Origin of the sequence: Mangrovimonas spongiae (assembly GCF_003944795.1) — a bacterium.
Taxonomy (GTDB): domain Bacteria; phylum Bacteroidota; class Bacteroidia; order Flavobacteriales; family Flavobacteriaceae; genus Mangrovimonas; species Mangrovimonas spongiae.
In genome coordinates this window covers 236,608-260,890 of record NZ_RWBG01000002.1, presented here as the reverse complement: position 1 = coordinate 260,890, position 24,283 = coordinate 236,608, and the positions used below count along the sequence as shown (strand labels likewise).

The 24,283-nt window shown below is 32.8% G+C and carries 20 protein-coding genes; 10 read left to right on the top strand and 10 right to left on the bottom strand.

Going from position 1 to position 24,283, the window contains the following annotated elements; genetic code table 11:
- Positions 1-17 precede the first annotated feature (17 nt).
- From EJA19_RS05515 to EJA19_RS05500, 4 genes are all read right to left on the bottom strand, one after another.
- Positions 18-2,516: a M14 family zinc carboxypeptidase gene (locus tag EJA19_RS05515; protein WP_125467352.1), complete on the bottom strand. Its 2,499-nt coding sequence runs from the start codon at positions 2,514-2,516 to the stop codon at positions 18-20.
- 122 nt (positions 2,517-2,638) lie between these two features.
- Positions 2,639-3,457, bottom strand: coding sequence for a hypothetical protein (locus EJA19_RS05510; protein WP_125467351.1), 819 nt, complete (start codon positions 3,455-3,457; stop codon positions 2,639-2,641).
- A 161-nt stretch (positions 3,458-3,618) separates the two neighbouring features.
- Complete coding sequence (locus tag EJA19_RS05505) at positions 3,619-10,701, bottom strand: LamG-like jellyroll fold domain-containing protein (protein WP_125467350.1); 7,083 nt, start codon at positions 10,699-10,701, stop codon at positions 3,619-3,621.
- A 396-nt stretch (positions 10,702-11,097) separates the two neighbouring features.
- Complete coding sequence (locus EJA19_RS05500; protein WP_125467349.1) at positions 11,098-11,553, bottom strand: pyridoxamine 5'-phosphate oxidase family protein; 456 nt, start codon at positions 11,551-11,553, stop codon at positions 11,098-11,100.
- Positions 11,554-11,708: 155 nt separating this feature from the next.
- On the opposite strand from EJA19_RS05500, the gene EJA19_RS05495 reads away from it, so the two are divergent.
- Genes EJA19_RS05495 through EJA19_RS05485 form a run of 3 tightly spaced genes read left to right on the top strand, consistent with a single transcriptional unit; the run spans position 11,709 to position 14,278 of the window.
- Complete coding sequence (locus EJA19_RS05495) at positions 11,709-12,491, top strand: MlaE family ABC transporter permease (RefSeq protein WP_125467348.1); 783 nt, start codon at positions 11,709-11,711, stop codon at positions 12,489-12,491.
- Positions 12,488-13,249: an ABC transporter ATP-binding protein gene (locus EJA19_RS05490; protein ID WP_206075162.1), complete on the top strand. Its 762-nt coding sequence runs from the start codon at positions 12,488-12,490 to the stop codon at positions 13,247-13,249. The genes EJA19_RS05495 and EJA19_RS05490 overlap by 4 nt, the downstream gene beginning before the upstream one ends.
- A 39-nt stretch (positions 13,250-13,288) precedes the next feature.
- The gene (locus EJA19_RS05485; RefSeq protein WP_125467347.1) at positions 13,289-14,278 is read left to right on the top strand and encodes an MlaD family protein; all 990 of its coding nucleotides are present in this window, start codon (positions 13,289-13,291) and stop codon (positions 14,276-14,278) included.
- A gap of 9 nt (positions 14,279-14,287) precedes the next feature.
- Here the strand turns inward: EJA19_RS05485 and EJA19_RS05480 are convergent, their stop codons facing one another.
- The 6 genes from EJA19_RS05480 to EJA19_RS05455 form a co-directional block, all read right to left on the bottom strand.
- Positions 14,288-14,581, bottom strand: a complete 294-nt coding sequence (locus tag EJA19_RS05480; RefSeq protein ID WP_125467346.1) for a chaperone modulator CbpM — start codon at positions 14,579-14,581, stop codon at positions 14,288-14,290.
- On the bottom strand, positions 14,574-15,470 hold the full coding sequence (locus EJA19_RS05475) for a DnaJ C-terminal domain-containing protein (RefSeq protein WP_125467345.1): 897 nt from the start codon (positions 15,468-15,470) through the stop codon (positions 14,574-14,576). The genes EJA19_RS05480 and EJA19_RS05475 overlap by 8 nt, the downstream gene beginning before the upstream one ends.
- A complete protein-coding gene (locus EJA19_RS05470; RefSeq protein WP_125467344.1) occupies positions 15,470-15,682 on the bottom strand; it encodes a hypothetical protein in 213 nt (70 codons plus the stop codon). Before EJA19_RS05470 ends, EJA19_RS05475 begins: the two co-directional genes overlap by 1 nt.
- 133 nt (positions 15,683-15,815) lie before the next feature.
- Positions 15,816-16,445, bottom strand: a complete 630-nt coding sequence (locus EJA19_RS05465) for a WG repeat-containing protein (RefSeq protein ID WP_240640219.1) — start codon at positions 16,443-16,445, stop codon at positions 15,816-15,818.
- Positions 16,446-16,505: 60 nt separating this feature from the next.
- A complete protein-coding gene (locus tag EJA19_RS05460; RefSeq protein WP_125467343.1) occupies positions 16,506-16,901 on the bottom strand; it encodes a DUF302 domain-containing protein in 396 nt (131 codons plus the stop codon).
- Positions 16,898-17,314, bottom strand: coding sequence for a hypothetical protein (locus EJA19_RS05455; RefSeq protein WP_125467342.1), 417 nt, complete (start codon positions 17,312-17,314; stop codon positions 16,898-16,900). Before EJA19_RS05455 ends, EJA19_RS05460 begins: the two co-directional genes overlap by 4 nt.
- Positions 17,315-17,468: 154 nt before the next feature.
- Between EJA19_RS05455 and EJA19_RS05450 the strand changes: the two genes are divergently transcribed.
- From EJA19_RS05450 to EJA19_RS05420, 7 genes are all read left to right on the top strand, one after another.
- Positions 17,469-18,692, top strand: a complete 1,224-nt coding sequence (locus EJA19_RS05450; protein WP_125467341.1) for a PAS domain-containing sensor histidine kinase — start codon at positions 17,469-17,471, stop codon at positions 18,690-18,692.
- Positions 18,689-19,732: a response regulator gene (locus EJA19_RS05445; RefSeq protein ID WP_125467340.1), complete on the top strand. Its 1,044-nt coding sequence runs from the start codon at positions 18,689-18,691 to the stop codon at positions 19,730-19,732. The genes EJA19_RS05450 and EJA19_RS05445 overlap by 4 nt, the downstream gene beginning before the upstream one ends.
- A gap of 89 nt (positions 19,733-19,821) precedes the next feature.
- Positions 19,822-20,667, top strand: coding sequence for a universal stress protein (locus EJA19_RS05440; protein ID WP_125467339.1), 846 nt, complete (start codon positions 19,822-19,824; stop codon positions 20,665-20,667).
- A gap of 552 nt (positions 20,668-21,219) precedes the next feature.
- The gene (locus tag EJA19_RS05435; RefSeq protein ID WP_125467338.1) at positions 21,220-22,068 is read left to right on the top strand and encodes a universal stress protein; all 849 of its coding nucleotides are present in this window, start codon (positions 21,220-21,222) and stop codon (positions 22,066-22,068) included.
- Positions 22,069-22,083: 15 nt separating this feature from the next.
- On the top strand, positions 22,084-22,926 hold the full coding sequence (locus EJA19_RS05430) for a universal stress protein (protein ID WP_125467337.1): 843 nt from the start codon (positions 22,084-22,086) through the stop codon (positions 22,924-22,926).
- 50 nt (positions 22,927-22,976) lie between these two features.
- Positions 22,977-23,384 (top strand): hypothetical protein, encoded by a 408-nt coding sequence (locus tag EJA19_RS05425; protein WP_125467336.1) that lies wholly within the window; start codon positions 22,977-22,979, stop codon positions 23,382-23,384.
- Positions 23,385-23,438: 54 nt separating this feature from the next.
- Positions 23,439-24,281, top strand: coding sequence for a restriction endonuclease (locus tag EJA19_RS05420; RefSeq protein WP_125467335.1), 843 nt, complete (start codon positions 23,439-23,441; stop codon positions 24,279-24,281).
- Positions 24,282-24,283: the final 2 nt, after the last annotated feature.

Below are 24,283 nucleotides of genomic sequence, written 5' to 3'. Positions count from 1 at the left end.
TAAACTGTTGTAAATAGCTACTTTTTTATGATTTGTTTTATATGTATTTGGTTGCTATCAGTATCTTTAAGTTTTAAGAAGTAAGATCCTGAAGATAAGTTTGATAGGTCTGGTATAGTTAAAGTTTGTTGCTGAGGTTTAATATTATTCATTTTTTTAATTAGCCTACCACTTAAGTCGTAAATAGAAATAGAAACATGATTGTTGTTGTTTAGTTTAACCTGTAACTCATTAGAGAATGGGTTAGGGAATACCGATATATTCGAAACATCTGTATCAACTATATTTAATGTATTATCTACAATATTTACAGTGTAGTCTTCTACTTCTCCATTGCTAAATACTTCGCACGAAGTTGGCGTATTGTTCCACATAAGTGACACACGAAGCCTAGTAGCTCCTAAAACAGCGTTGGTAGGGACTGTAAAGCTTGTGTTAACAATTTCAACACGAGATCTTGCACTATTAAAAATGTTTTCACCTACATCATCAAAGTCTCCGTCTTGATTAAAGTCTATCCATGCTGCAACACCATCTCGTTGCGAATTTCCTGTCCAAAATTTTGTAACAGATATGGTATGCGATTGTAATTTGTCTATATCAATAGATAAACTTGTAAAGTCTGAGTATCCTGTTGCTGTGGTTCCTGCACCAGAATTATTACTAAATGTATTAACCGTAACATTTCCTATATATTCATCACTTGTATCGTTACCATTAGAACTGCAATAAGTGAAGTTTGTTGTGGTAAAACTCATAGTTGAGCTATAGGCTGAAGTATTGTTGCCACATACACTTCGTATTTGAACTTCGTAAGTTGTATTTGCCGATAAACTAGCTAAGTTTGTTGTGTTAGAACCAATATCGGTTATTTCAATCCATGTAGATGTTCCTTGCTCTCTATACCTTATATCGTAAGACGTATTCATATTATCCCAGTTTATTGCAGCTGAGTTGGACGTAATTCCAGAGGCCGATAAAGCTGTTGGAGCTATCGATGCTATAGGTGATAGAAAGATATCGCCTAATTCAATTTTTTGATAATTTGCAATAGATTGATTACTTAAGGTTATAGGTTGGTAGCATTCGGCTTCGATTAAAATATCGTATGTGCCAGCAAACACTGGACGGTAAAAATCGCCATGAGGTAATGAGCTTACTGTATGTGAGTTTAAGGCATCGTGTCCTACTAGTGTAATAGTCGCTTCTATAGGATTATTTGTATTAGCATCTTTTACATAACCTTGAAATCCATAAGTACCTTGAATTAAGTATTCGATTAAAGCTTCTTTATTATAATTCCAGTGGTTTTCTAATTGATTGGCAGGTATTACTTTAGTATTTGACAGCTCTATGGTTGTTTCTTTACATTGGTGATAAAAATTCATATAATCTTGTCTGCCACCATATACTTGATACCAATCGGCGCCTTCTGTTACGCCAGGCCATTGATAATTGTTATATGTAGCGTCCATATATCCGCTTGGGCTATTGTCTTGACAATTAACGGCATATTCTTTACTTATTAAGAAGTACCAATCGGAATCTGCATGATCTGTGTATGTATTGTCCCAAGGATAATTAACAACCTCTGTACCGCCATGAAAATTGGCAGATAGCACAAAATGATTGTTATCGGCTAATGTCATAAAATGTTGAGTCTCTAATTCGTAAGAAGTATGCCCATTAGCATGTGGCCCAGCAACATTATCTGGATAATTTCTATTTAAATCTATGCCGTTAGCATTTGCGCGTCTTGAGTTAGCCACAGATGTATTTGAAGCACTTTGATAATACGTGCCATCTGGATTTGCCATGGGGTTTATCCAAACTTCAGAGTTATTAATTAAGTTACTAATTCTGGTATGATCTGGATGTGCCACATCTTTGTATGCTGTTATTAAATAGTCTATTAGGTCAAGCATTAATGGGTACCCTGTAATTTCATCGCCATGCATGGAAGAGGTGTACATTAATTTAGGCTCGGCTTCTTGGGTGGTAATGTTATCAGATATTTTTATAAATAACAAGCGTTTGTTACCACCAGAGGCACCTTCTGTTGTTCCACCTATATCAACTAGTTCGCAAATGTCTGAATGATTATTGGCAAACTCTTGCATTTGTGATGCATAATCAGCGTAAGTAGGATATGCAGTAAGTGGAAAGGTTAGTGGGTATACACCTCGATTAGCATTAGAAATTTCATTAGACATAATTATACCTTGTCCTGGCTCGTTTTCAGAGTCTAAAACTTGAAAAGGAATATTTCTATCTAGAAATGCACTAAACTGTTCTGTATTTGCCCAGGCATAAACTGTATTAGTTGTTGGGTCAAAATTAAGTATAGATAAATGTTTTGTATAAGTATCTATCTCTTGATGTGAATTAACTTGGAATGTAAAGTTTAATTCATGTCTGTTTTGTAAATATTCATTGGCTTTTTCTAGTTGAAGGTTTTGAGAGAACGTACTAAAAGTAGATACCAAAAGTATAATTACTAGAGTAACTTTTTTCATGAGTAGTTAGGTTTATTAATTAAATCAGATCGCTAAACTACACAAAATAATCTATAAAAAGCAAAAAATATCGATAAAATGCATTTTTGTAAAAAAATGCTGTCAGAAAATCACATGGTTTTTTAATACGAGTATATTGTTTTATTTGTTGAATGAGATTTTAAATCTGTAGCTATAACAACTATAGGACCACTGTGGAATTTCCTTTTTAAAGGAAATCTTGTTATATTTTGAGTTGGAGTAATTTTTAAAAGTTGTTGACCTTGTAAGCTAAATAACGTTATGTTTTTTAAGCGGTTAGGTGATTTTACATAAAGCTCTTTAGTGTTTCCTAAATACTTTATTTGAGTTTGCTCTAAAGATTGGTTACTATCTTCTATGGATAAAGCATTTAGCTCTTCTAAATTGCTAAAATTAATTTGTGATAAATCATTGGTAAAGGTGACAAAGAATCTATTTATATATTCTCCTTCCTCTAAGATGTTTTCGTAATTATAATCATTAATATGTGTAAATGTATGTTCTTGAGCATCGAATATATAAACATTAATTGTTTGGTTGAAGTTTTCTAAAGAATCTAGTGAAATAGTTACTAATCCAGAATTAGAGAAAAACATGCCTAATGCATATTGTTTACTAACATCAAAAGCGCCTACACCTTGAATAACATATTGTTCATTATTAATCATCCAACTTACATCATCAGGAAAACTATCTATATTTAAGGCATCATAACCATAATCTACACCATCACTAGCAGCATTATCGGTTGTAAAACCTAGTAGTAATTGTCTTACATAACCTTGTGGTGTAGTAAAATTTATTCTAACTCTTTGAATTTGATTGTATTCTGAAAAAGAGGTGTTTCTAGCAGATGTTTCTAAAGGAAATATGGCAAATAAATACAACGCCACAACGTATAAGTAGGTAGTTTTAATCATTTTATTTGGGGATAAATGAATTAATATCTTTAGCTAATATACGCAGATATTATCAAAACATCTATAAAATGCATAAAAAATAGATGAAATGCATTGTTAGGATCAAGAGCATAAAAAAAGCAGACCTGTTAAGTCTGCTCTTTGAGGAATATATTAAATGACTATTGTTTTATAATAACCTTTTTGTTTATTGAATGATTATTGCTGCTTAAAACTTTAATAATATAACTACCTTCAGATATATTTCTTACAGGAATTTTTAGTTCTTGTGAAATAGTTTTATTTGTTGCATTCCAAGTAAAAACTGTTTGTCCAAGCATGTTAATTAATTGCACCTGTTTTGCTAAAATACCTTGTGGTGTTTTTACATAAATTTCGTTGGTAGATTGTAAATAATTAACCATAATATTTTGGTGAGCTTCATCAATAAGGCTTAATGTAGCGTCACTTTCAAATGTAATGTAAAATCTATTGGAATATTCTCCAGCATCTAGATGTATTTCAAAAGGCATGTTGTTTATATTGCTATAAGTGCCTGTTAAAATATCATATACAAAGACATTAACCTCTTGATTAAAGTTTTCAAGTGATTCTAATTCAACTTTTATTAATCCCGTTTGTTCAACAAATATTGAAACTGGGAACTGATGAGAGGCATCGAAATCGCCAACACCTTGAATGGTATATTTTTCGTTTTCAATTAACCAAGACATATCACTATTAGTGGACTCGTCTGTATTCCTTCCATCAAAAGCATAATCTACATTGTACGTTGCAAGATTATGAGGAACAAAGCCTAGCAATAAAGGTCTTTTTCCGTTTTCTGGACTTATAAAGTTTAAACGCACACGTTTTACCGGATCATCGGTAAACATCATGTTTGATGTTGTGCTACTTGTGTTATTATTATTTGCTTGTCTAATAAAAATAGAGCCATCGTAAGAATCTGTCGTATGAGCTTCTGTTTTAAAAACGCGTTGACTATTTTTAAAGACAACTTCGCCATTATTAGCGCCTGCTTCAACATAAAACCCTTGTGCTACAGGAATATATCTTTCAGGGATTTTTGTGCCATTATTGCTCGCAATAAGGTCTGGGTGCTGCACAGCGCCTACACCACCAGTAAAGTTAAGAGCCGCATAACCACCTTCGTAAAGCTCTGTAACATGAGTAGCGTTTGATGTGTAATGTTCCCAAAAATATAATGTACCTGTAATACTGTTTTGGTTATCTAATATAAATGCTCTACTATCAATAGCAGAAGGGTAAGGGTTCCCAACTAAAGATTGTTGAGAAGCTGTAATTCCCGAAGCAATAGTACCGTTATTTGGCTTTCCTACAAAAACATAATTTTGTTCGGTATTACCTGTGTTACCACTACCTTTCATTGTAAATCCTAAACCAATAGGGATGTTTCCTGTGTTACTTTTATATTCCCAATCGGCATACGAACTGGCAGGATTATTAATGTAAGCATATAACCATCGTCTACTCACTTGAGCAGGATTGCTAGCTGAAGCGGTATAGTTGCCTGTCCAATTAATATATCTGCTTATTGGATTATCAACAGTCGTAGTTCCATCTCTTAAAACATCACCTATACTAAAGGTGTTTATAGTATTGTTATTGCTGTCTAGAGTAGCATTGTTAGGTGCCACAGGAGATCCCCAATAATTATAGTTGAAAGGATTAGTTGTACCTTGTTGATCACGTTCTAAATATCCTAAACTACTATTGTTAAAGATACTCTCATTAAATTGGTAGGTTGTATAAACATCTGACGTTGTGTTATCATTGTCATGATCATAATAACTGTAATATCGTTTTTGAATTAATTGGGATTCACCAACTAAATCTATTTTACCATCTAAATCCAAATAATGGGTAACCCATAACATTTGCCCTGTGTTTGTTTCGTCTTGCGGCGACCCTGGATTAGATACAGTTACTTCACCATTATTAACGAGTAACCCTAATAATGTAATGTCTTGATTATGAGTTGATATGTTGTGAGAAACGCTTACAATATTCCAGTCTATTGGTTCTCCATTAATTCCAGTACTGTTTGGTGTGTCCCAAACCTCATAATGAGTCCATGTATTATCGGTACTCCAAGATTGGTTAGCTACTCTTGTGGTGTAGGGTAGTGGTGCGGTTTGTTGTTGACTAGTTGTAATATTTCTTAATCGTCCACTAACACCTTTGTAAGGTGATAAGTCACCACATAGTAAATTCATACGATAATATCCAACCAAGTTACTCCATAATAAAGGGTTATCTTCAATACCATCATTATTTAAATCTGGTCCATAAATTTTAGTTGGTATAACAGTACCGCCAACATCGTTACCTAATGCAACAATTTCTTGGTTCATCATTTGACGTATATGTTCTACGGATAGGGCTTTATTCCAAATTCTTAATTCATCAATCCAACCATGAAAGTAGTTTACAGGTGTACTTGCTGAGGTTTCATCCGTGGCTCCTAAAATAGCATTAATGCTGTTATCTGTCAGCTCTGGTGCAGAGCCGTTAGTAGAATCAAGAGGTATTCCGTCTACATATAATGTATAAATTGCCCCGTTAAAAGTAACAGCAAGATGATACCATCTATCTGTATTTATAGTATGACTTCCAGATGTTACTAGACCAGAATCAACCAAATTATACCATTTAAATTCAACAACGCCATTAACAATGTTTAAAGTGTAGCCGTTGTTGTTATTGCTAGCATCTTTTCTAGAAAACACAGTTTTTGTATTGTCTATAGAGTTTGGTTTAACCCAGGCTTCTATACTAAATGTATTATTTAAATTGTAATTATTTTTGAAAGAGACAAAGTCATCATTTCCATCAAAATTAATTCTAGGACAATCTTTTATGGTAACCGTAATATCATCAAAACAGCCATTTGCTAATGTCCATCTTAATGTATAAGTACCTGGATCAGCAGTGAAAATAGCATCAGGATCGGAAGCACTTGAAAATAAAGCTGTAGTACCACAAGATTCAAAACTAGAACTTTCAACAGTCCATTGTCCAGTTACTCCTGTCCCTGGGTAGTCTGTGTCTCCAGCAGCAATATCTGGTACTGTATAAAGATTATTAACCCAAGCCCCTTTATTATAGTTCTCGACAGCTGTTTTGGTATTGTCGTAGGCATTTAGTTGTAAAGCGTTTTCACCACACTCGCTATTTAATGGTGTGTAATCTTGACCAGCATAAGCTAAGCTTGTATGAATGTCTATAAAATTAGTACCATCAGTATTATTTGTTCTACAACCATTTACTAAGGTTGTTACACCAAAAGTTCTAATACCTGGCGTAATAGGAGTTACTGTTGCAGAGGTTCCTACGGCGATTACATTATTGTCTTCATCGGTCCACTCTAATTCATCATCAACTTGAGCATACGCAAATCCAACTCCATCTATAGCCCAACCACTAGCAAGTGTGTTTCCACTATTACAGTTTTCGTTATTAGGGTTTGGAAAAGTTGATTCTGTAATAGTACCACAATCAGTATTGCTACCATAAAATTTAAACATAACTCTTAAACCAGAAAGTCCTGCGTAAGGCCCCAAATCTATGGTGGCTGGTAACATTCTTGGAGACGTTTGTCCTATACATCTATTACCTTGTCCAGTAGCTAAAATTACTCCAGAGGTTGTTGTCCCACCAGAAGTTGAATCGAAATCATAATTTTCAACAGTCGATAATTGAACAGTATAAGTAGCTCCAGAATCAAAAGATAACCAGATTTCCCCACGACCATCATTACAGAAGTAAAAGCTAGTATCAAAGTTTAAAATAGCTTCACTAGAAGTCATCCCTATCGTACTAAACACAGGAGTCTCTAACGTTGTGTAGTTTCCAACACCATTGGCCATGGCAAATTTTGTACCATCTGTTGTGTTGTAATTTATTCCACTAAAAGCTCTATTATCATTTGAATTGGTTTCTTTCCATGTAGGCTGGTTAGTGTTGTTTCCACTTGCAGGGAATTCGCCATCTACACCATCTACACGCCATCCATCTGGTTGAGCATAATTAAATTCACCACCTTCTCCAAATTGACCATTTGGTTGGTCAAAAAAACTTTCGGCGTTAATAGCCACAAAGTCATTTAAACAAATATTAAGTTCAGTATGATCTACAATTACAGGCGGTTCATCAGGTGGTAAAAATCGAATATAAGCTTCTGATGAAGTTTGAGTAACCGATGGGTTATCAGGGTCTTGCAAGACTAGTCTGACAAAGGTGTCCAAAGTAACATCTTGCAACGTATAAGTTAGTAGTCCTGCAGTATTAGCAATTTGTGTCCATGTTTCACCGTTATCGGTTGAGTATTCCCACCATAAAACATCTGATGCTTGTAAATTGTAAGTACCTACAGGATGAAGTGTTAGTTCGATATCTCTTGGATCACTTAAGTCTCCTGGACAAGCCGTTACCTCAATTAGAGAGCTAGGTGGTTGCGGATTGTCTGGTACTGGATTGACAATTTCTCCTGTTAAATGAGTAAATAGATTTTTAGGAGGTTCTACCGTTACATTTGCTGTACAAGTATTGGAATTTCCATTAACATCAACAGCTGTTAAAGTTGTTGTAGTAACATATAGTAAGCCGTTAGCAGCTTCTGGGAAAACACTTGGAGACACTGTTAATGATGCTAATCCACAGGCATCGAATGAACCATTGTCGATATCTGAAGCTTGAATAGTAGCTTCTCTAGTAATAGCATCAATAACAACTACATAATCGTTGCACAGCATTGTTGGAGCTGTGTCGTCAACAACTGTAATAGTAGCGGTACAACTATCACTATTTCCTGCGTTGTCGTAAACAGTAAATGTTACAGTGTTTGGTCCTACATCATCGCAACTAAATGAGTTTGGAGTAACAGTCATATTAGCAATACTACAATTATCTGTTGAGCCATTATTTAAATTAGTGGCTGCAACTGTTATAGAACCATTAGAGCTTAACACGGCAGTATAATCTTGGCAAACTGCTGTAGGGGCTTGATTATCTGAAGGGATAACATCAAAAGTACAAGTACTTGTTCTATTAGAATCATCAACGGCTGTAATGGTAACTGTAACAGCTCCATAAATAACATCGCCTGCAGATGGTGTTTGCGTAATGGTAACATCATTATCGCAATTATCATAAGCACTCACTAAACCTGTATAATCTTGTAGTGTAAAATTACAATTAGCACCATAAGATACATTTTGGTCTCCTATACAGTTTATGATAGGGTCTTCATTATCAATTACCGTTACAATTTGATCACACTGCGATGTGTTTCCAGCTACATCAGTAGCGTACCATGTTATTGTTGTATTACCAACTGGATAGATATAGGTGTTAGGGTTAATTTCAACACCATTAATTTCGGCATAAATATCATCAATACTGCAATTATCATTTGCTGTTAGTGACCCAATAAAAGCTGTTGTGCTACAGTTACCTGTACCATCTTGACTTGAATTTATTGTAATATCACTAGGGCAAGTAATACTAGGATTTTCATTATCATCAACCGTTACTGTAAACGAACATGTTGTGGAGTTTCCTCCAACATCGGTTATTTGGAATGTATTTGTAGTTGTTCCTACAGGAAAAGTACTGCCAGAAGCTAAACCAGCAATTTGTGTAATACTTTGAATTCCACAATTATCATTACCTGAAGGCGTAGTGTAAGTAACAACCGCAGAACATAGTCCTATATCATTAGTTGTCGTAATATCACTAGGACAAGTTATAGTAGGATTTGTAATATCTGAAATGACTATATTCTGATTCTGCGTTGAAGTATTTCCATTACCATCCTCATACGTCCATGTTACAAGAGTAGTTCCTTGTGTTGTAATCGGTAAAGTGGCGTTATGAGTTATTGTTACAGCAGTACAGTTATCGGTAGCAGATGGTGGAGTTAACGCGGTGACTTCACATTGCGCAGTGATATCGCTTAAAGAAGCTACATCAGGTGTTGGCGCAGTGGTATCAGTAATGACTACATTCTGATTCTGTGTTGAAGTATTTCCATTACCATCTTCATACGTCCATGTTACAACAGTAGTTCCTTGTGTTGTAATCGGTAAAGTGGCATTGTGAGTTACTGTTACAGCAGTACAGTTATCGGTAGCTGATGGAGGAGTTAACGCGGTGGCTTCACATTGCGCAGTGATATCGCTTAAAGAAGCTGCATCAGGTGTTGGCGCAGTGGTATCAGTAATGACTACATTCTGATTCTGTGTTGAAGTATTTCCATTACCATCTTCATACGTCCATGTTACAACAGTAGTTCCTTGTGTTGTAATGGGTAAAGATGCATTATGAGTTACCGCTACAGCAGTACAGTTATCGGTAGCTGATGGCGGAGTTAACGTGGTAACTTCACATTGCGCAGTGATATTGCTTAAAGAAGCTACATCAGGTGTTGGCGCAGTGGTATCAAGTACTGTTACAATAGTGGTGCAAGAATCGGTTTGTCCAAGGCTATCTTCAGCATTTAGGGTGACTGTGACTGGTGTTCCAATATTGGAGCAATCAAAGGTATCGATATCTAGACTTAGCGTAGGTGTATCAAAATCATCATTTGAGCCATTATTAATATCACTAGTTGTAATTGAGGCATTTCCAGAAGCATCTAAATATACAGTTAAGGTACTAATGCAATTAGCAACAGGTGGGTTATCTGCTCTAAAGGTAGCTGTATAATTTCCACCACCGTTATTGGAGTAAAGGGTGGAGTCTGTAATATTATCATTATTAGAATCAATATCAGCATGTGTATATACTTCAATATAATAATAACCTGAGGGTAACCCATTTCTCAAATCTATATTAGCTGCTGTTGATTGCCATAATTGATTTTGGCAACCAGGACCAGCTCCAGAGATATCTGAATTATAAAATATTTCAGTTGAAGAAAATGCAGGAGGTACTGAGGCTATGGGGTAAACACGATAATTTAGCCATCCGTTTAAAATGTTATCTGTACCACATTTATACGTTTTATTTTCTCCGCCGTTTAATAATAATTGTTGTCCTTGGGTTAAAGTACCTAAGTTATTGCTATTAAAGTCTGGATTTCCAGTAGTAGCTTGTAAATCGTAATACGTATTTCCTGTACCGGAGTTTAAAACAATGTAACTTTCAAATATCCCAGATTGTCCATAAAAGTTAAAGGATACAAAAAATAACACAATTAGGTATAAGTAAAACTTTTTCATATAAAATAGTTTTAAAGCATAAGTAGATTTTCAATTAGTTTAGTGCTATTAATCTAACTGTGAGGGAGTGCTCAAATATAAGACTGCTTGAATGAGATAAATAAAAAAATCGATAAAGCGTATAATTACTCTTTTAAATGTGAATAAATACTTGTTTTAACTATTTGTATTTCAGTTGTTAATACGTTAATAAGATTGATGATAATTGTTTAATATTAAGTTGATATAATTAACTTGAATTTAAAGGATTTCACTAGGGAATTACAGTTGTTAGATAGGTTTGGTGCTATTTTACGTTAACGAATAACACTTAAATTTAATTGGGAATATAGTGGAGTTTGTAGTGAAAACTTAAAATGTATTAACGAGGAAAAGGAGATTGTTTAGAGTAGTTTACTATTCGGTTCTCATTTTACCTGTAATATTTTCAACTTTAATAAAAAAAACAACGGGTAAGCTTTCTTGTGTGGCTTTGCTTGAAAACTGACTTATAAAGTCTAATGTTCTGTGTTCTTTTACAGAAATTAAATTTTTAACACCTAATGAAAAATCATGAAGATAGGCTTTGGCTTCACTACGGTCAATTTCATTATAAACACCATGGACTACAATAGATTTCCAGTGATTAATTGCATTTATCTCTGAAACCTCCATAGCTACTTTGCTATGCCTCCTCATAGCCATTATTTTATGGCCTACATTAGAGTACCCTATAATAATATTATCTTCTTTATTATAGAAATAAGTTATAGGCGCAATAAACGGCCTGTTTTCATGGATGTAGGCTAAATGGCCAATACAGTTTCTCTCAAGAATAATATGTCGCTCTTTGTTATGTAATGTTGTAATCATTATGTTTTAATTAGAACAAAAGATGAATTACTAAAGATAATAATTACTTCTAATAAAGCCATTTAAAATGGTAATTATTGGAATAGCTTTATGATATATATCATTTTACCCACTAGATTATTGCAATAACTTTGATATTGGATGTTATAAAGCATATGTCAGGATTCAACACTTCAAGAGCAAAATTAAACGCCTTTTTGATAGAAATAGGCGAGTTGTCTTACTTTGCTACACGGTTTTTTAAGGAAGCATTTAAACGTCCATTCGAGTTTAAAGAGTTTTTATACCAATGTTATAATATTGGAAATCGGTCTTTGTTATTAGTAGGCGTAACGGGATTTATAATAGGATTAGTATTAACATTGCAAACGCGCCCCACATTAATGGATTTTGGAGCCGTTTCTTGGATGCCGTCAATGGTTGGTATTTCTATAGTAAGAGAAATAGGGCCTATTATTACAGCTTTGGTTTGTGCAGGAAAAATAAGTTCTGGTATTGGTGCCGAGTTAGGTTCTATGCGGGTTACCGAACAAATTGATGCCATGGAGGTTTCGGGTACAAACCCTTTTAAATACTTGGTTGTTACACGTGTTTTGGCTGTAACATTTATGTTGCCATTATTAGTTATTTTTGGAGATGCTATAGCGTTATTTGGCTCGTTTTTAGTCGAAAATGTAAAAGGAAACGTTTCTTTTACGCTATATTTTAATCAAGTGTTTAATGCTCTAGAGTTTGGCGACATTATTCCTGCCACGATAAAATCGTTCTTTTTTGGATTAGCCATAGGTCTTGTTGGGTGTTTTAAAGGCTATTTTTCTACCAAAGGGACTGCTGGTGTAGGAAAAGCAGCAAATTCAGCTGTTGTTTTTACGTCATTATTACTATTTATTATTGATTTTATTGCTGTTTTTGTAACCGATATTTTTTACGATTTATGAATGACAACGCAAACATAACTCCCAAGAATATGGTTCTTGAAATAAAAAACTTACACAAAAGCTTTGGCGATAACCATGTGCTTAATGGGTTTAATATGCAACTTTATCAAGGTGAAAACTTGGTGATTATGGGAAAATCGGGATCTGGAAAATCGGTTATGATAAAATGTTTAGTGGGTTTAATGGAAGTCGATAAAGGCACCATTACTGTTATGGACAATGATATTACAAAACTAGATCAAAAATCGCTAGATATATTACGAGCCGATATAGGATTTTTATTTCAAGGCAGTGCTCTTTACGACTCTATGACGGTAAGAGAAAATTTAGAGTTTCCTTTACGACGACACAAAAGAAAGTTTAAAAATCATAATAATACCGAAGAGCTCGTTATCGAAGCTTTAAAAAATGTTGGGCTAGAACACACTATAGATTTAATGCCAGCCGAGTTGTCTGGAGGTATGAAACGTCGTGTAGCACTAGCAAGAACACTTATTTTACAACCTAAAATTATTTTATACGATGAGCCAACAAGTGGATTAGATCCTATTACAGCCAAAGAAATTATTATCTTAATGCAGGATATTCAAAAAACCTATGGTACATCGTCGCTTATTATAACGCACGATGTAGATTGTGCAAGAGTAATTTCGGATAGAATGATTTTATTAATAGATGGGGTAGATTATGCCAAAGGAACCTTTAAAGAGCTCTCAACCGCTAACGACCCTAAAATAAAAGCCTTTTTTAAACAATAGTTATCTAAATAAAAATAAGATACAGTAAAAACTAATGCCATGAAAAATACAAGTTCACAAAAATTACGGTTAGGCGGGTTTGTTATTATTGGTACTATACTATTTATTGCCGCAGTGTATTTAGTTGGCCAAAAGCAAGATATGTTTAAAAAAACATTTGCTGTTAGTGCTTATTTTCAAAATGTAAATGGCTTACAAAAAGGTAACAATGTACGGTATTCTGGCATAGATATAGGTACTGTAAAAGATATTGTTATGATAAACGATTCTACCATAAAAGTAGAAATGACTATAGATGAAAAGATAATAAAGCACATAAAAAAAGATGCTATAGCAACTATAGGTTCCGATGGGTTAGTGGGAAATATGATTGTTAATATAGTACCAGGAAAAGGAAATGAAACAACCATTAATAATGGAGATATCATAGAATCTTACAGTAAAATAGGAGCCGATGATATTTTAAATACCTTAAGTGTTGGTTCGGAAAATGCTGCGATACTTACAGCCGATTTATTAAAAATTACCGATGCCATCACGCAAGGTAAAGGCACTTTAGGAGTTTTGTTAAACGATACCATTATGGCTCAAGAGTTAAAACAATCCATTACGAATTTAAAAACAGCTAGCTATGGTGCTACCAAATCTATAAATGAGCTTAACGCTATTATTACATCATTAAAAACTGATGAGAATACGGTTTTAGGAATGCTTATAAACGATTCTATTTCTGGAGAAAAATTGAAATCTATTGTCTATAATTTAGAATCTTCAAGTGTAGAAATCGATACTATTCTAGGAAATATAAATGCTGTGGTTAACGAATTTAATACCAGTGAAGGTGCCTATAATTACATTGTAAAAGATACTAGTTTGGTTAATAGTTTACAGTCTACACTAAAAAATATTAATGAAGGTACCGATAAATTTAACCAAAACATGGAAGCTTTAAAGCACAACTTTTTAACGCGTGGGTATTTTAGAAAATTAGAAAGAGAGGCGAAACGGGATGCAAAAAAAGACAATTAATTAGCATAACTAATCCTCAAAGCGATGTAGTTTGTTTTTAAGAGTTTGTACTTCATCTTGTAACACTTCAATTTGTTTTAAAAGGTTGTGAATAGCATCAATACCTTGAAAGTTTATTTCTAAATCGTAATGTAGCCTAATCATTTTTTCTACATGGTATAATTGCGTAGTTTTTAAATAGGTGTTGTTATTAGTACTTATAACTTCAATGAGTTCATAATCATGTAATTCATGTATAAATGTAACGGGAACTTGGTGAAGTGTACAGAACCTCTTAACAGAAATTAAGTTTGCTTTATCCATGATGTCTTATTTTTTCAAGTTCTTTAAATAAGGCTTTTTCTTTATCGGTAAGATTTTTTGGTGTTACAATATTGTAAGTCACATATAAATTACCAAAAACACCTTCTTTTTTATATTTTGGGAATCCTTTTCCTTTTAGTTTTACCGTTGTGCCATTTTGGGTTTCGGGTTTTATTTTAAGTTTTGCTTTCCCATCAAAAGTGTTTATGGTTATATCGCCTCCTAAAATAGCTTTGTATAAGTCTAAATCTACTGTTGCGTGTAAATTGTCGCCGTCGCGCTTAAAACGCGTATTATTTATAATCGTAAAACGGATATATAAATCGCCATTAGGACCGCCGTTTATACCTTTGCCGCCGTGACCTTTAATTTTTATAACTTGTCCATTTTCAATACCAGCTGGAATAGTAATACGAATATTTTTGTTATTAACGGTTAAGGTGCGTTTATGTGTAGTAAATACATCTTTTAGTTGAAGTTGCAATTCGGCATTGTAATCTTGTCCTCTAAATTTTACTTGTCTACCACTTGTTCCAGAAGCACGCCCACCAAACATAGATTCAAAAAAATCTGAAAAATCGCCTTGCGTACGACTGTCAAAATCCGAATAAGCGTTTTGTTGTGTGTACTGTTGTTGCTGTTTAGCGTTCTCTATATCGTCTGCATGTTTCCAGTGTTCGCCATAGTCATCGTACTTTTTACGATTTTCAGGATTGCCTAAAACTTCATTGGCTTCGTTAATTTCTTTAAAACGTTTTTCGGCATCTTTGTCGTTAGGGTTTAAATCTGGATGATATTTACGAGCTAATTTCCGATAGGCATTTTTAATGTCTTTTTCGGTAGCGTTTTTAGAGATTCCTAAAACTTTATAATAGTCTATAAAAGCCATTATTTTTTATGATGTGTTTTTATATACTGTTTTAATATTTGTTTTAAACTCTCTAGGTAATCTTCTAGAGCTTTAATACTAATTCTTGGTTGTGTGGTGTAGTTAATGGATACTGGTGTTTCATCTAAAACACTATAAAGTTCTGGATAGTTGGTTTCTATGTTTGTAGTAAGTTTTACAATTTGATTTTGTATGTTTTGTAATGTTTTCATGACACTAAATTTTATAGTTGTAAATGCGTGAGATGCATTAAAAAATAATTGTAAACTCGAATTTTGAAAAGGATTAAAATTATTTACTTGTTGTTAACACATTTACTAGTAATGTCTTACATAGTTAAAAATACTAATTTTTTGTTTGATTTTCAATTTGTGTTATAATCCATTTGTTGTTTTCTCCTTTAATAGCATATAAGGTGTTAGAAATGCGTTTTGAATTAATTTCGGGTGGTTTTCTTAAAAACTCTTTGTCTAAAGATACATTTGTACCGTCTGGGTTTATATAATGTATGTCTTTGCCGTTAGGAGTAATTACAACTTCAAAATATTTATGATAAACCACATTTTTTTCTAAAATATCATTTCGTCCTACGATTTCTTTTTGTAGTTTTAAAACAATGGCTTTCCCGTCTTTAAAAGTTGTCGCATTTAAAAACTGAGGCTCGATAATGGTATTTCCCAATTTGTCTATATAGCCAAAATAAGTAATGCCATTTTTAGCACTTTTAATTAAACACCTTTCACTATTAAACATAGGATAATTACCATGCTCTGTATTAGTTTTAACCAAATCTGTTCTAAAATTAATAACTAAATCGCCTTTTGTATTTATAAAAGCCCATTGGTTATTTTTTTTAATGGCAATCATGTTTTCATGAACAGGTGAGATGTAATCTATATTTTCGATAGATTGTGAATATATTGGGGCAGTACTTAGTATTGTAGTTAAAAGTAGGATGACAGTATTTTTCATCATTATTTATTTTATAGATTATTATATAAAATTAGTTTTGCCCGATTTCTTTTAAGGCGCAAACTAGTCACTTTCCAATCCTTTTATAACAGCTTGTAGTTTATTAGAAACACTTTCGGCAATAAGTTCAAGAGCTTTGTTTTTAACAGATTGCATAGATACTATAGGGTTAACAGCAGCAACTTCAATAGAATTGTTGTCAAGTTCCTGAATAATAACATTGCAGGGTAGTAGGGTGCCAATTTTGCTTTCTGCTTGGAGAGCTTTGTAAGCAAAAGTTGGGTTACAAGCACCAAGAATTTTGTATTTGTTAAAATTGACGTCTAACTTTTTCTTTAATGTTTGTTGGATATCAATTTCTGTAAGAACACCAAACCCTTGTTCTTGTAGTAAAGCTGTTGTTTTATCGATTACAGCATTAAAATCGCCCTTTACAATAGTGTTAAAATAATAACTCATGATTTTTTAATATTTAAATCCATACTCAGTTTTGCTAGTAGCATTAATTCCGATTTGTTTTTACCCGAAAAACTCTCGGCTATTGCCTGTGCTGTTTTAAAGATTAATTGTTTTACTTTTTTAGTAAAAAGGTGTTCTTGTTCTTGTTTATAGGAAATAAAATCGTTGTAATATGTTGCACTATTTGGATGTTCATTATTAATCAGCCAATCAAAAACTATGGCAATTTGGTAAGCGGCATCGGTGCCAAATTCATCTTCTAAATCATCAACAGAAAGCCATTCTTTTTTTACAAGCTTTTTAAGTTCATTAATTTCCTGTTCACGAACAGTTTTATCTACTGCAGCAACGGCATAAAATAGTTTTCCTAAATTTTGGTAAAACCGTAGACTCATTGTTTTTTCTGATTTCATGTTTTAGGCGTTTATACGAATTTACTACTTAAAAGAGATGTAGAGTATGATAAAAATCATTTACAAAGCATAAATGTTTAGTGCTTTGTTTTTATGCGGTTGCTTTTCTTAAGGATTTTAAGTAAATTTAAAAACGCATATTTATTAACCCAACATGCTTCAAAAAGATCAAGACATCTTTAAAATCCTTTTGGAATCTATTTCAGAAGGTGTTATCATCGTTGATGACCGTCAACATATAGTTGAAGTTAACGATGCCACAGAAAAAATGTTTGGCTACAGTAAAGAAGAGCTGCTAAAACAACCCCTTAATATTTTAATTCCTAATCAATATCATAAAGACCACAAATCTCATTTTGATGGTTTTATGAAACAGCAAGAACGCCGTCAAATGGGGCAGGGAAGAGATATTTATGGCGCTTGTAAAAACGGTGATATATTTCCTATGGAAGCGGGGTTAAATCCTTTTACCATTTATGGAAAAAAATATGTTATGGCTTTGGTTATCGATATTTCGATGCGTAAAGAGCAAGAACAAAAAATTAAAACCTTAAATGAAAACTTAGAGGACAAGGTTTTAAAAAGAACGCAGGAGTTAAATAATATGATTCTTGAACTGCAGGCAGAGAATGAAAAACGTATTAAAGCTGAGGCTAAAGCTAAGTTAGCGCTTAAAAAAGAAAAGGAGCTTAATGACTTGAAAACCAAATTTTTATCTTTGGTGTCGCATGAGTTCAAAACCCCTTTAACAGGTATCTTAACCTCTACCATGTTATTAAGTAAATACCAACTAACCGATCAACAAGAAAAGCGCAATAAGCATATCAAAACCATATCAGATAAAGTACATTATCTCAATAATATCTTAAACGACTTTTTAACGTTAGAAAAGTTAGAAAAAGGTAAACTTAAATACACGCCAACCACTTTTAAATTAAGTAAAGTTGTAAACGAGGTGGTTTATAATGCCAATATGTTATTAAAAGAAGGGCAAAAAATTAATTACCCAGAAGCTATAGATACTTTTTCTTTACATCAAGATGAAAAAATACTAGAACTGGCCTTGTCTAATTTGGTACATAATGCCATAAAGTATTCTTCAGAACATACAGAAATAGATATTGCTATCACACAAGATAAGCAAAAAACAGTATTTAAAGTAAAAGACAATGGCATTGGCATTCCAGAAAAAGATCAGAAGAATATATTTAACCGTTATTTTAGAGCTGAAAACGCTTTGTTAACACAAGGAACAGGCATTGGACTTAATATTGTTAAAGATCATATGAAAAATTTAAAAGGTAAAATATACTTTGATAGTGTAGAGCACAAAGGAACTGTTTTTACCATTGAATTGCCAAATAATATACAGTTATGAAAACGGTATTGTTAATAGAAGACGATGCAATTTTAAGAGAAAATACATCAGAATTATTAGAGCTTTCAAACTATAACGTAATTGTAGCGCCCAATGGGAAAATAGGTTTAGAAAAAGCCATAACACATCTGCCAGATGTTATTGTTTGTGATATTCTTATGCCAGAAATGGATGGTTATGATGTATTACAAGAACTAACAAAACATAACACAACGAAATATATACCATTTATCTTTCTGTCGGCAAAAACAGAACGGCAAGATGTAAGAAAAGGCATGAATATAGGAGCCGACGACTACCTAACAAAACCTTTTGAAGAGAACGAGCTTATTAATACCATTAAAAGTCGTATAGCTAAATCTGCTATCCTAAAAGAAGAGCATGAAATACATAAACAAGCTAATACAGATGACATAAGGGATTTAAACGATTTAAAAAACTTCTTAGACGATAACGGAACCATTTTTAAGTATAAAAAAGACGATGTTGTTTACAGAGAAGGAAATCACTCTAACTTTATATACCTTATAACAAAAGACGTTGTAAAATGCCATAAAATAGATATACAAGGTAAAGAGCTAACGACGGCCTTATATAAAGAAGACGATTTATTTGGTTATACATCTTTTACCCAAAACATACCTTATCAAGAAACAGCAACAGCAGTTAAAGATCTAGAAATGGTAGGCATTTCTATAAACGACCTTAAAAATGTTTTAACACAAAACCATGAAGTTACCTTAGCGCTTATCCAATTATTAACAGACGATTTAAAAGGTGTAAAAGAACAATTGTTACAAATGGCCTACAGTTCTGTACATAAAAAAACAGCAACCACCATTTTAAAATTTGCTGAAAAACTAAATGCTAAACCAGAAGATCCTATAAGTATTTCGCGAAGCGATTTAGCAAGTGTAGCAGGTATTGCAACCGAAACATTAATTAGAACTATGTCAAAATTTAAAAAAGAAGGCATTATAGAAATAGAAGGTAGAAATATTAAAATTCTAGATCTTCAAAAACTGCAATATATGTACTAATTTTTCTTATTGATAAAGAGGGTATGACTAATATCATGTTCTGAAACTTTAGTTAGATGTAGATTTGTTTGTGTAAAGAGAATTTTTACATGAAAAATATTCTATTTCTAACAGATTTTTCAGAGAACTCATGGAATGCCTTGACGTTTGGGTTAGACTTTTTTGTAAATAACGAATGTAATTTTTACTTACTTCATGTTACTACCGTAAACACTTCAAACCAAGGTGAAACAAATACTAAGCCTCATAACGAGACAATAGAAAGTTTCTATATTAAACCAGTAAAAAAGCAGTTAAGAAACGTTTTAAAACGAATAGCAAAAGAAAGGCCACAGAATACCAAACATAAATTTTATACCCTTGCCGATTATGGCTTTTTTGTAGCCTCTGTACGACAACATGTTTCTGAAAAAAATATAGACCTCATACTTATGGGTACACAAGGCGTCTCTAATTTACGAGACTATATTGTGGGGAGTCATACAGGCAGTATTATAACTAAAGTACAATGTACTACCTTGGTGGTGCCAGAAAAAGCTACTTATTTAAACATAAAGGAATTAGCATTTCCCACAGATTTTGCTTTATCTAGTGATATAAGAATATTGCAACCTATAGCTGAGATTTTAAAAACTAAAAATGCCAATTTAAGACTGCTTCATATTGGGCAAAACGAAGCACAATTAAATATTGGTCAAAAAGCATGTAAAGATCTTTTAGAAGATTATTTCGACACTGTTAATCGAAGTTACCACTTTTTAAACACTAGTAATAATATAGAAGACGAGATACAATCTTTTATTGAAACAAAACAGATAGATATGATGGTTATGGTCGCTAAAAACCTAAATTACTTTCAACAAATATTATTTCATAATAATACAACAAAAATAAGCTATCATACCAAATTACCTTTTTATGTAATACACGAATAATTATAGAGCAAAAAATACCTTAACTGATATATATCATGTTGTAAGTAAATTAATTATCGTACTTTAGTAACTGTTAAAACGTTCCTTGAATTACAGATAAACTTAAACAAATATAGATTTATAACTTGTAAAATTTATAGGTCGTATTTAGAGTTTAAACTTGTTATTTACTTTGCTATTTTTTTATTAATAGTTTTAGTTATAAAGCTGTTTTAAAAAGCGATTTAGATAACAACATTAAACTTTTGTTGAGAAACAGGAAGTTAAAACTTCCTGTTTCTTTTAAAAAAAACAAGCCTTAGTTGCCAATTGCGGTAATTAGGGAGGTCATGAAGATGTTTAAATGTTATAGCACTACGGTTCTTTAACAATTTAAAATCTTCTGGAACGGGAAGTTAAAGCTTCCCGTTTTTTTTTGTTTTAAAAACAAGAAGATGTAACACGTATTTGTGTAGAACTAACTAAACGTTATAATCTGATATATGTCATGGTTTTCCTTCTTTTTAGGTTGTATTTTTAAACTGTTAATCAAACTATTAAAAGGTAATTCTAATGAGAAAAATATTGATTCCAACAGATTTTTCCAGCAACGCCATGAATGCTATAAAATATGCTGTAGAGTTGTTTAAATACGATATAAGTAAAGTGTTTATTATGCATGCATATCAAGACGACATTTATAACAGTAGTTCTCTAGTAAATAGAAACGTGTTAGACGAAATAACAAACATGGTAAGTAACGAGTCTCAAGCCAAATTGGAAGATACCTTAAAGCAGCTTCATGATGTATCGCCAAATCCTAGGCATTCTTATCATATCATTTCGGTTAATGGTATGCTTGTAGATGAGGTGGATGCTATTGTAGATAAAGAAAATATAGATGTTATTGTAATGGGAACACGAGGAGAGACTAATGATAGGCGTTTAACCTTTGGAAGTCATACTTTACAGGTGTTAAAATATGTACAGTGTCCTGTACTAGCTATACCCGAAAATTATACCTACACGCAACCCAAACATATTTTATTTCCCACCAATTATTTAATTCCATACAAAAGAAGAGAATTAAAATTATTATGCGAATTAGCATCTCCATATCGCTCTATAATAGATATGTTATACATATCAAAAACACGTAAACTTTCCATTAGGCAAGAAGACAATCAAAATTTTATAAAAGAAGAATTATGTCGAAGCCCTATTAACTTTAAAACGATTGAAAGCAAAAATATCATAAAAGCTATATACGACTATGTAGAAAACGAAGCTATAGATATGTTAGTTATGGTTAATACAAGGCATTCGTTTCTAGAAAAGATACTCTTTAAATCTACTATAGATGAAATAAGTCTACAAATAAAAATTCCTTTTTTAGCATTACAAAACATTCGACGTTATTGATTAAAAAATAAAGCCATGAAAACAATACTCTTACCAACAGATTTTTCGGAGAACTCATGGAATGCCATAGTATATACACTACAGCTTTTCAAGAACGATACATGCACATTTCATTTATTGCATACGTATACACCAGTTATTTTGCAATATGATTACGAGAGTGTTGGTGCTGCGCAATTTGGTTTAGCCGATGCCATGAAAAACACTTCAGAAATGCAGCTAAAAGCTTTGGTTGAAAGAATAAAAGGTAAGTTTAACAATCCTAAACATACATTTTTAACATCTTCAGCTTTTAATACATTAACTCTAGAAATCGAATCGCTATACAAGGGCAACGCTATAGATATGGTTGCTATGGGAACAAAAGGCGCATCTGGTGTTAAAGGCGTTTTGTTTGGCTCTAATACCGTACATGTTTTAAACAATGCAAAATGCCCCGTATTGGCTATACCAAGCGATTTTTCTTATGAAGAGCCTCATGAAATATTATTTCCATCAGATTACGATGTTGCTTTTAAAGAAAGCCATATAAAATCTATAATCGATATCGCAACTATGTATGGTGCTAGAGTTAATATTTTGCACGTAAGCTATGGGGAAGATTTAACCGAGTATCAGGAACAAAATCGAAAGAAGTTGGAAGCGTTTTTTACATCTGTAGCCCATCTTTTTCATGAGGTTAAAAACAAAAGTGTGGCTAGCGCTATTTCAGATTTTCAATTAAAATCACGTATAAATTTACTAGTCATGTTAAACAACAAACATTCTTTTTTTGAAAACATATTTTTTAAATCAAAAATTAATCAAATAGGCTTTCACTTAAACATTCCTTTTTTGGTTATTCCATCAAAAGTATAGCAAAATAAGAGCATGAAAGTTTATTGTATAATTATTAAAAACACGACATTATGAAAAATGTAGGCATTTGGTTAGATAAAGAAAAAGCCCTTATTGTAACGGTTAAGGGAGACAAAGAAACCTTACAATCGGTACCTTCAAATATCGAGAACTTTCATGTTCATGGCGGGTCAGGGTCACGTTTTAAAGGAGGTCCGCAAGATGTAGTGCAAGACAGTAAGTATTTAGAACGCGAGAAACACCAACTAAAGCAGTATTTTAAAACTATTGTTAATCATGTAAATAGTGCTGATGCTTTGGTTGTTTTTGGGCCAGCCGAAACAAAAGATAAATTTATTAAAGAAGTTCAACAAAACTATAAACCTCTTACAGCCAAAATAAAAGAGGTGAAAAAGACCGATAGCATGACAGATAATCAGTTAAAAGCTTTGGTTAGAGATTACTTTATGTCTAATTAAGTTAAATTAGGTGTCGTTGCCCCTATTTGTTTTAACCTCTTTTTTTAATGCAATATGGGATTAGAAAATTTTGATATTATAAAATCATCGGGTGAAAAAGTTAGATTTTCATTAGATAAATTACGAGCTTCACTTAAGCCAACAGGAGCCGATGCGCATACTATAAATCATATTTTAAATAAAGTAGGCGAGGAGTTATACCAAGGGATTTCAACAAAAGAAATTTATAATACAGCCTTTGCGCTTTTAAAAAAAGAGAAAAGTCACTTTGCTTCCAAGTACAAATTAAAGAAAGCTATTTACGAGTTAGGGCCAACCGGATTTCCTTTTGAACGGTTTGTTAGTGCTATTTTAAAGTATTCTGGCTATAAAACTCAAGTTGGTAAAATAATACAAGGCCAATGTGTAAAGCATGAAATAGATGTTGTTGCTTACAAAAACAATAAAACAACCATTATAGAGTGTAAATTTCATAGCGATCGCGGCTTAAACTGTAATGTTAAAGTTCCTTTATATATAAATTCTCGTTATCAAGATGTAAAATTAAACTGGCAAAAGAATACCAAAAAAACAACGCAGCTAACAAAAGGTTGGGTGGTAACTAACACACGATTTACAGAAGATGCGTTACAGTATGGCAAGTGTTGTGGATTGCAATTAATGAGTTGGAGTTACCCCAAAAACGATAGCTTAAAAGATAGGATAGATCGTTTAGGGCTTTACCCTATAACGGTATCAACATTGCTTACTAATAGAGAGAAGCAATTTTTATTAAGTCGCGATGTAGTGCTTTGTAGAGAGTTAATAAACGATAAGTTTTATTTAGATCATTTGGGTGTTTCGGAGGTAAGGAAAGACAAAATCTTAAATGAAATAATGCAACTATGTGATGTTTAAAA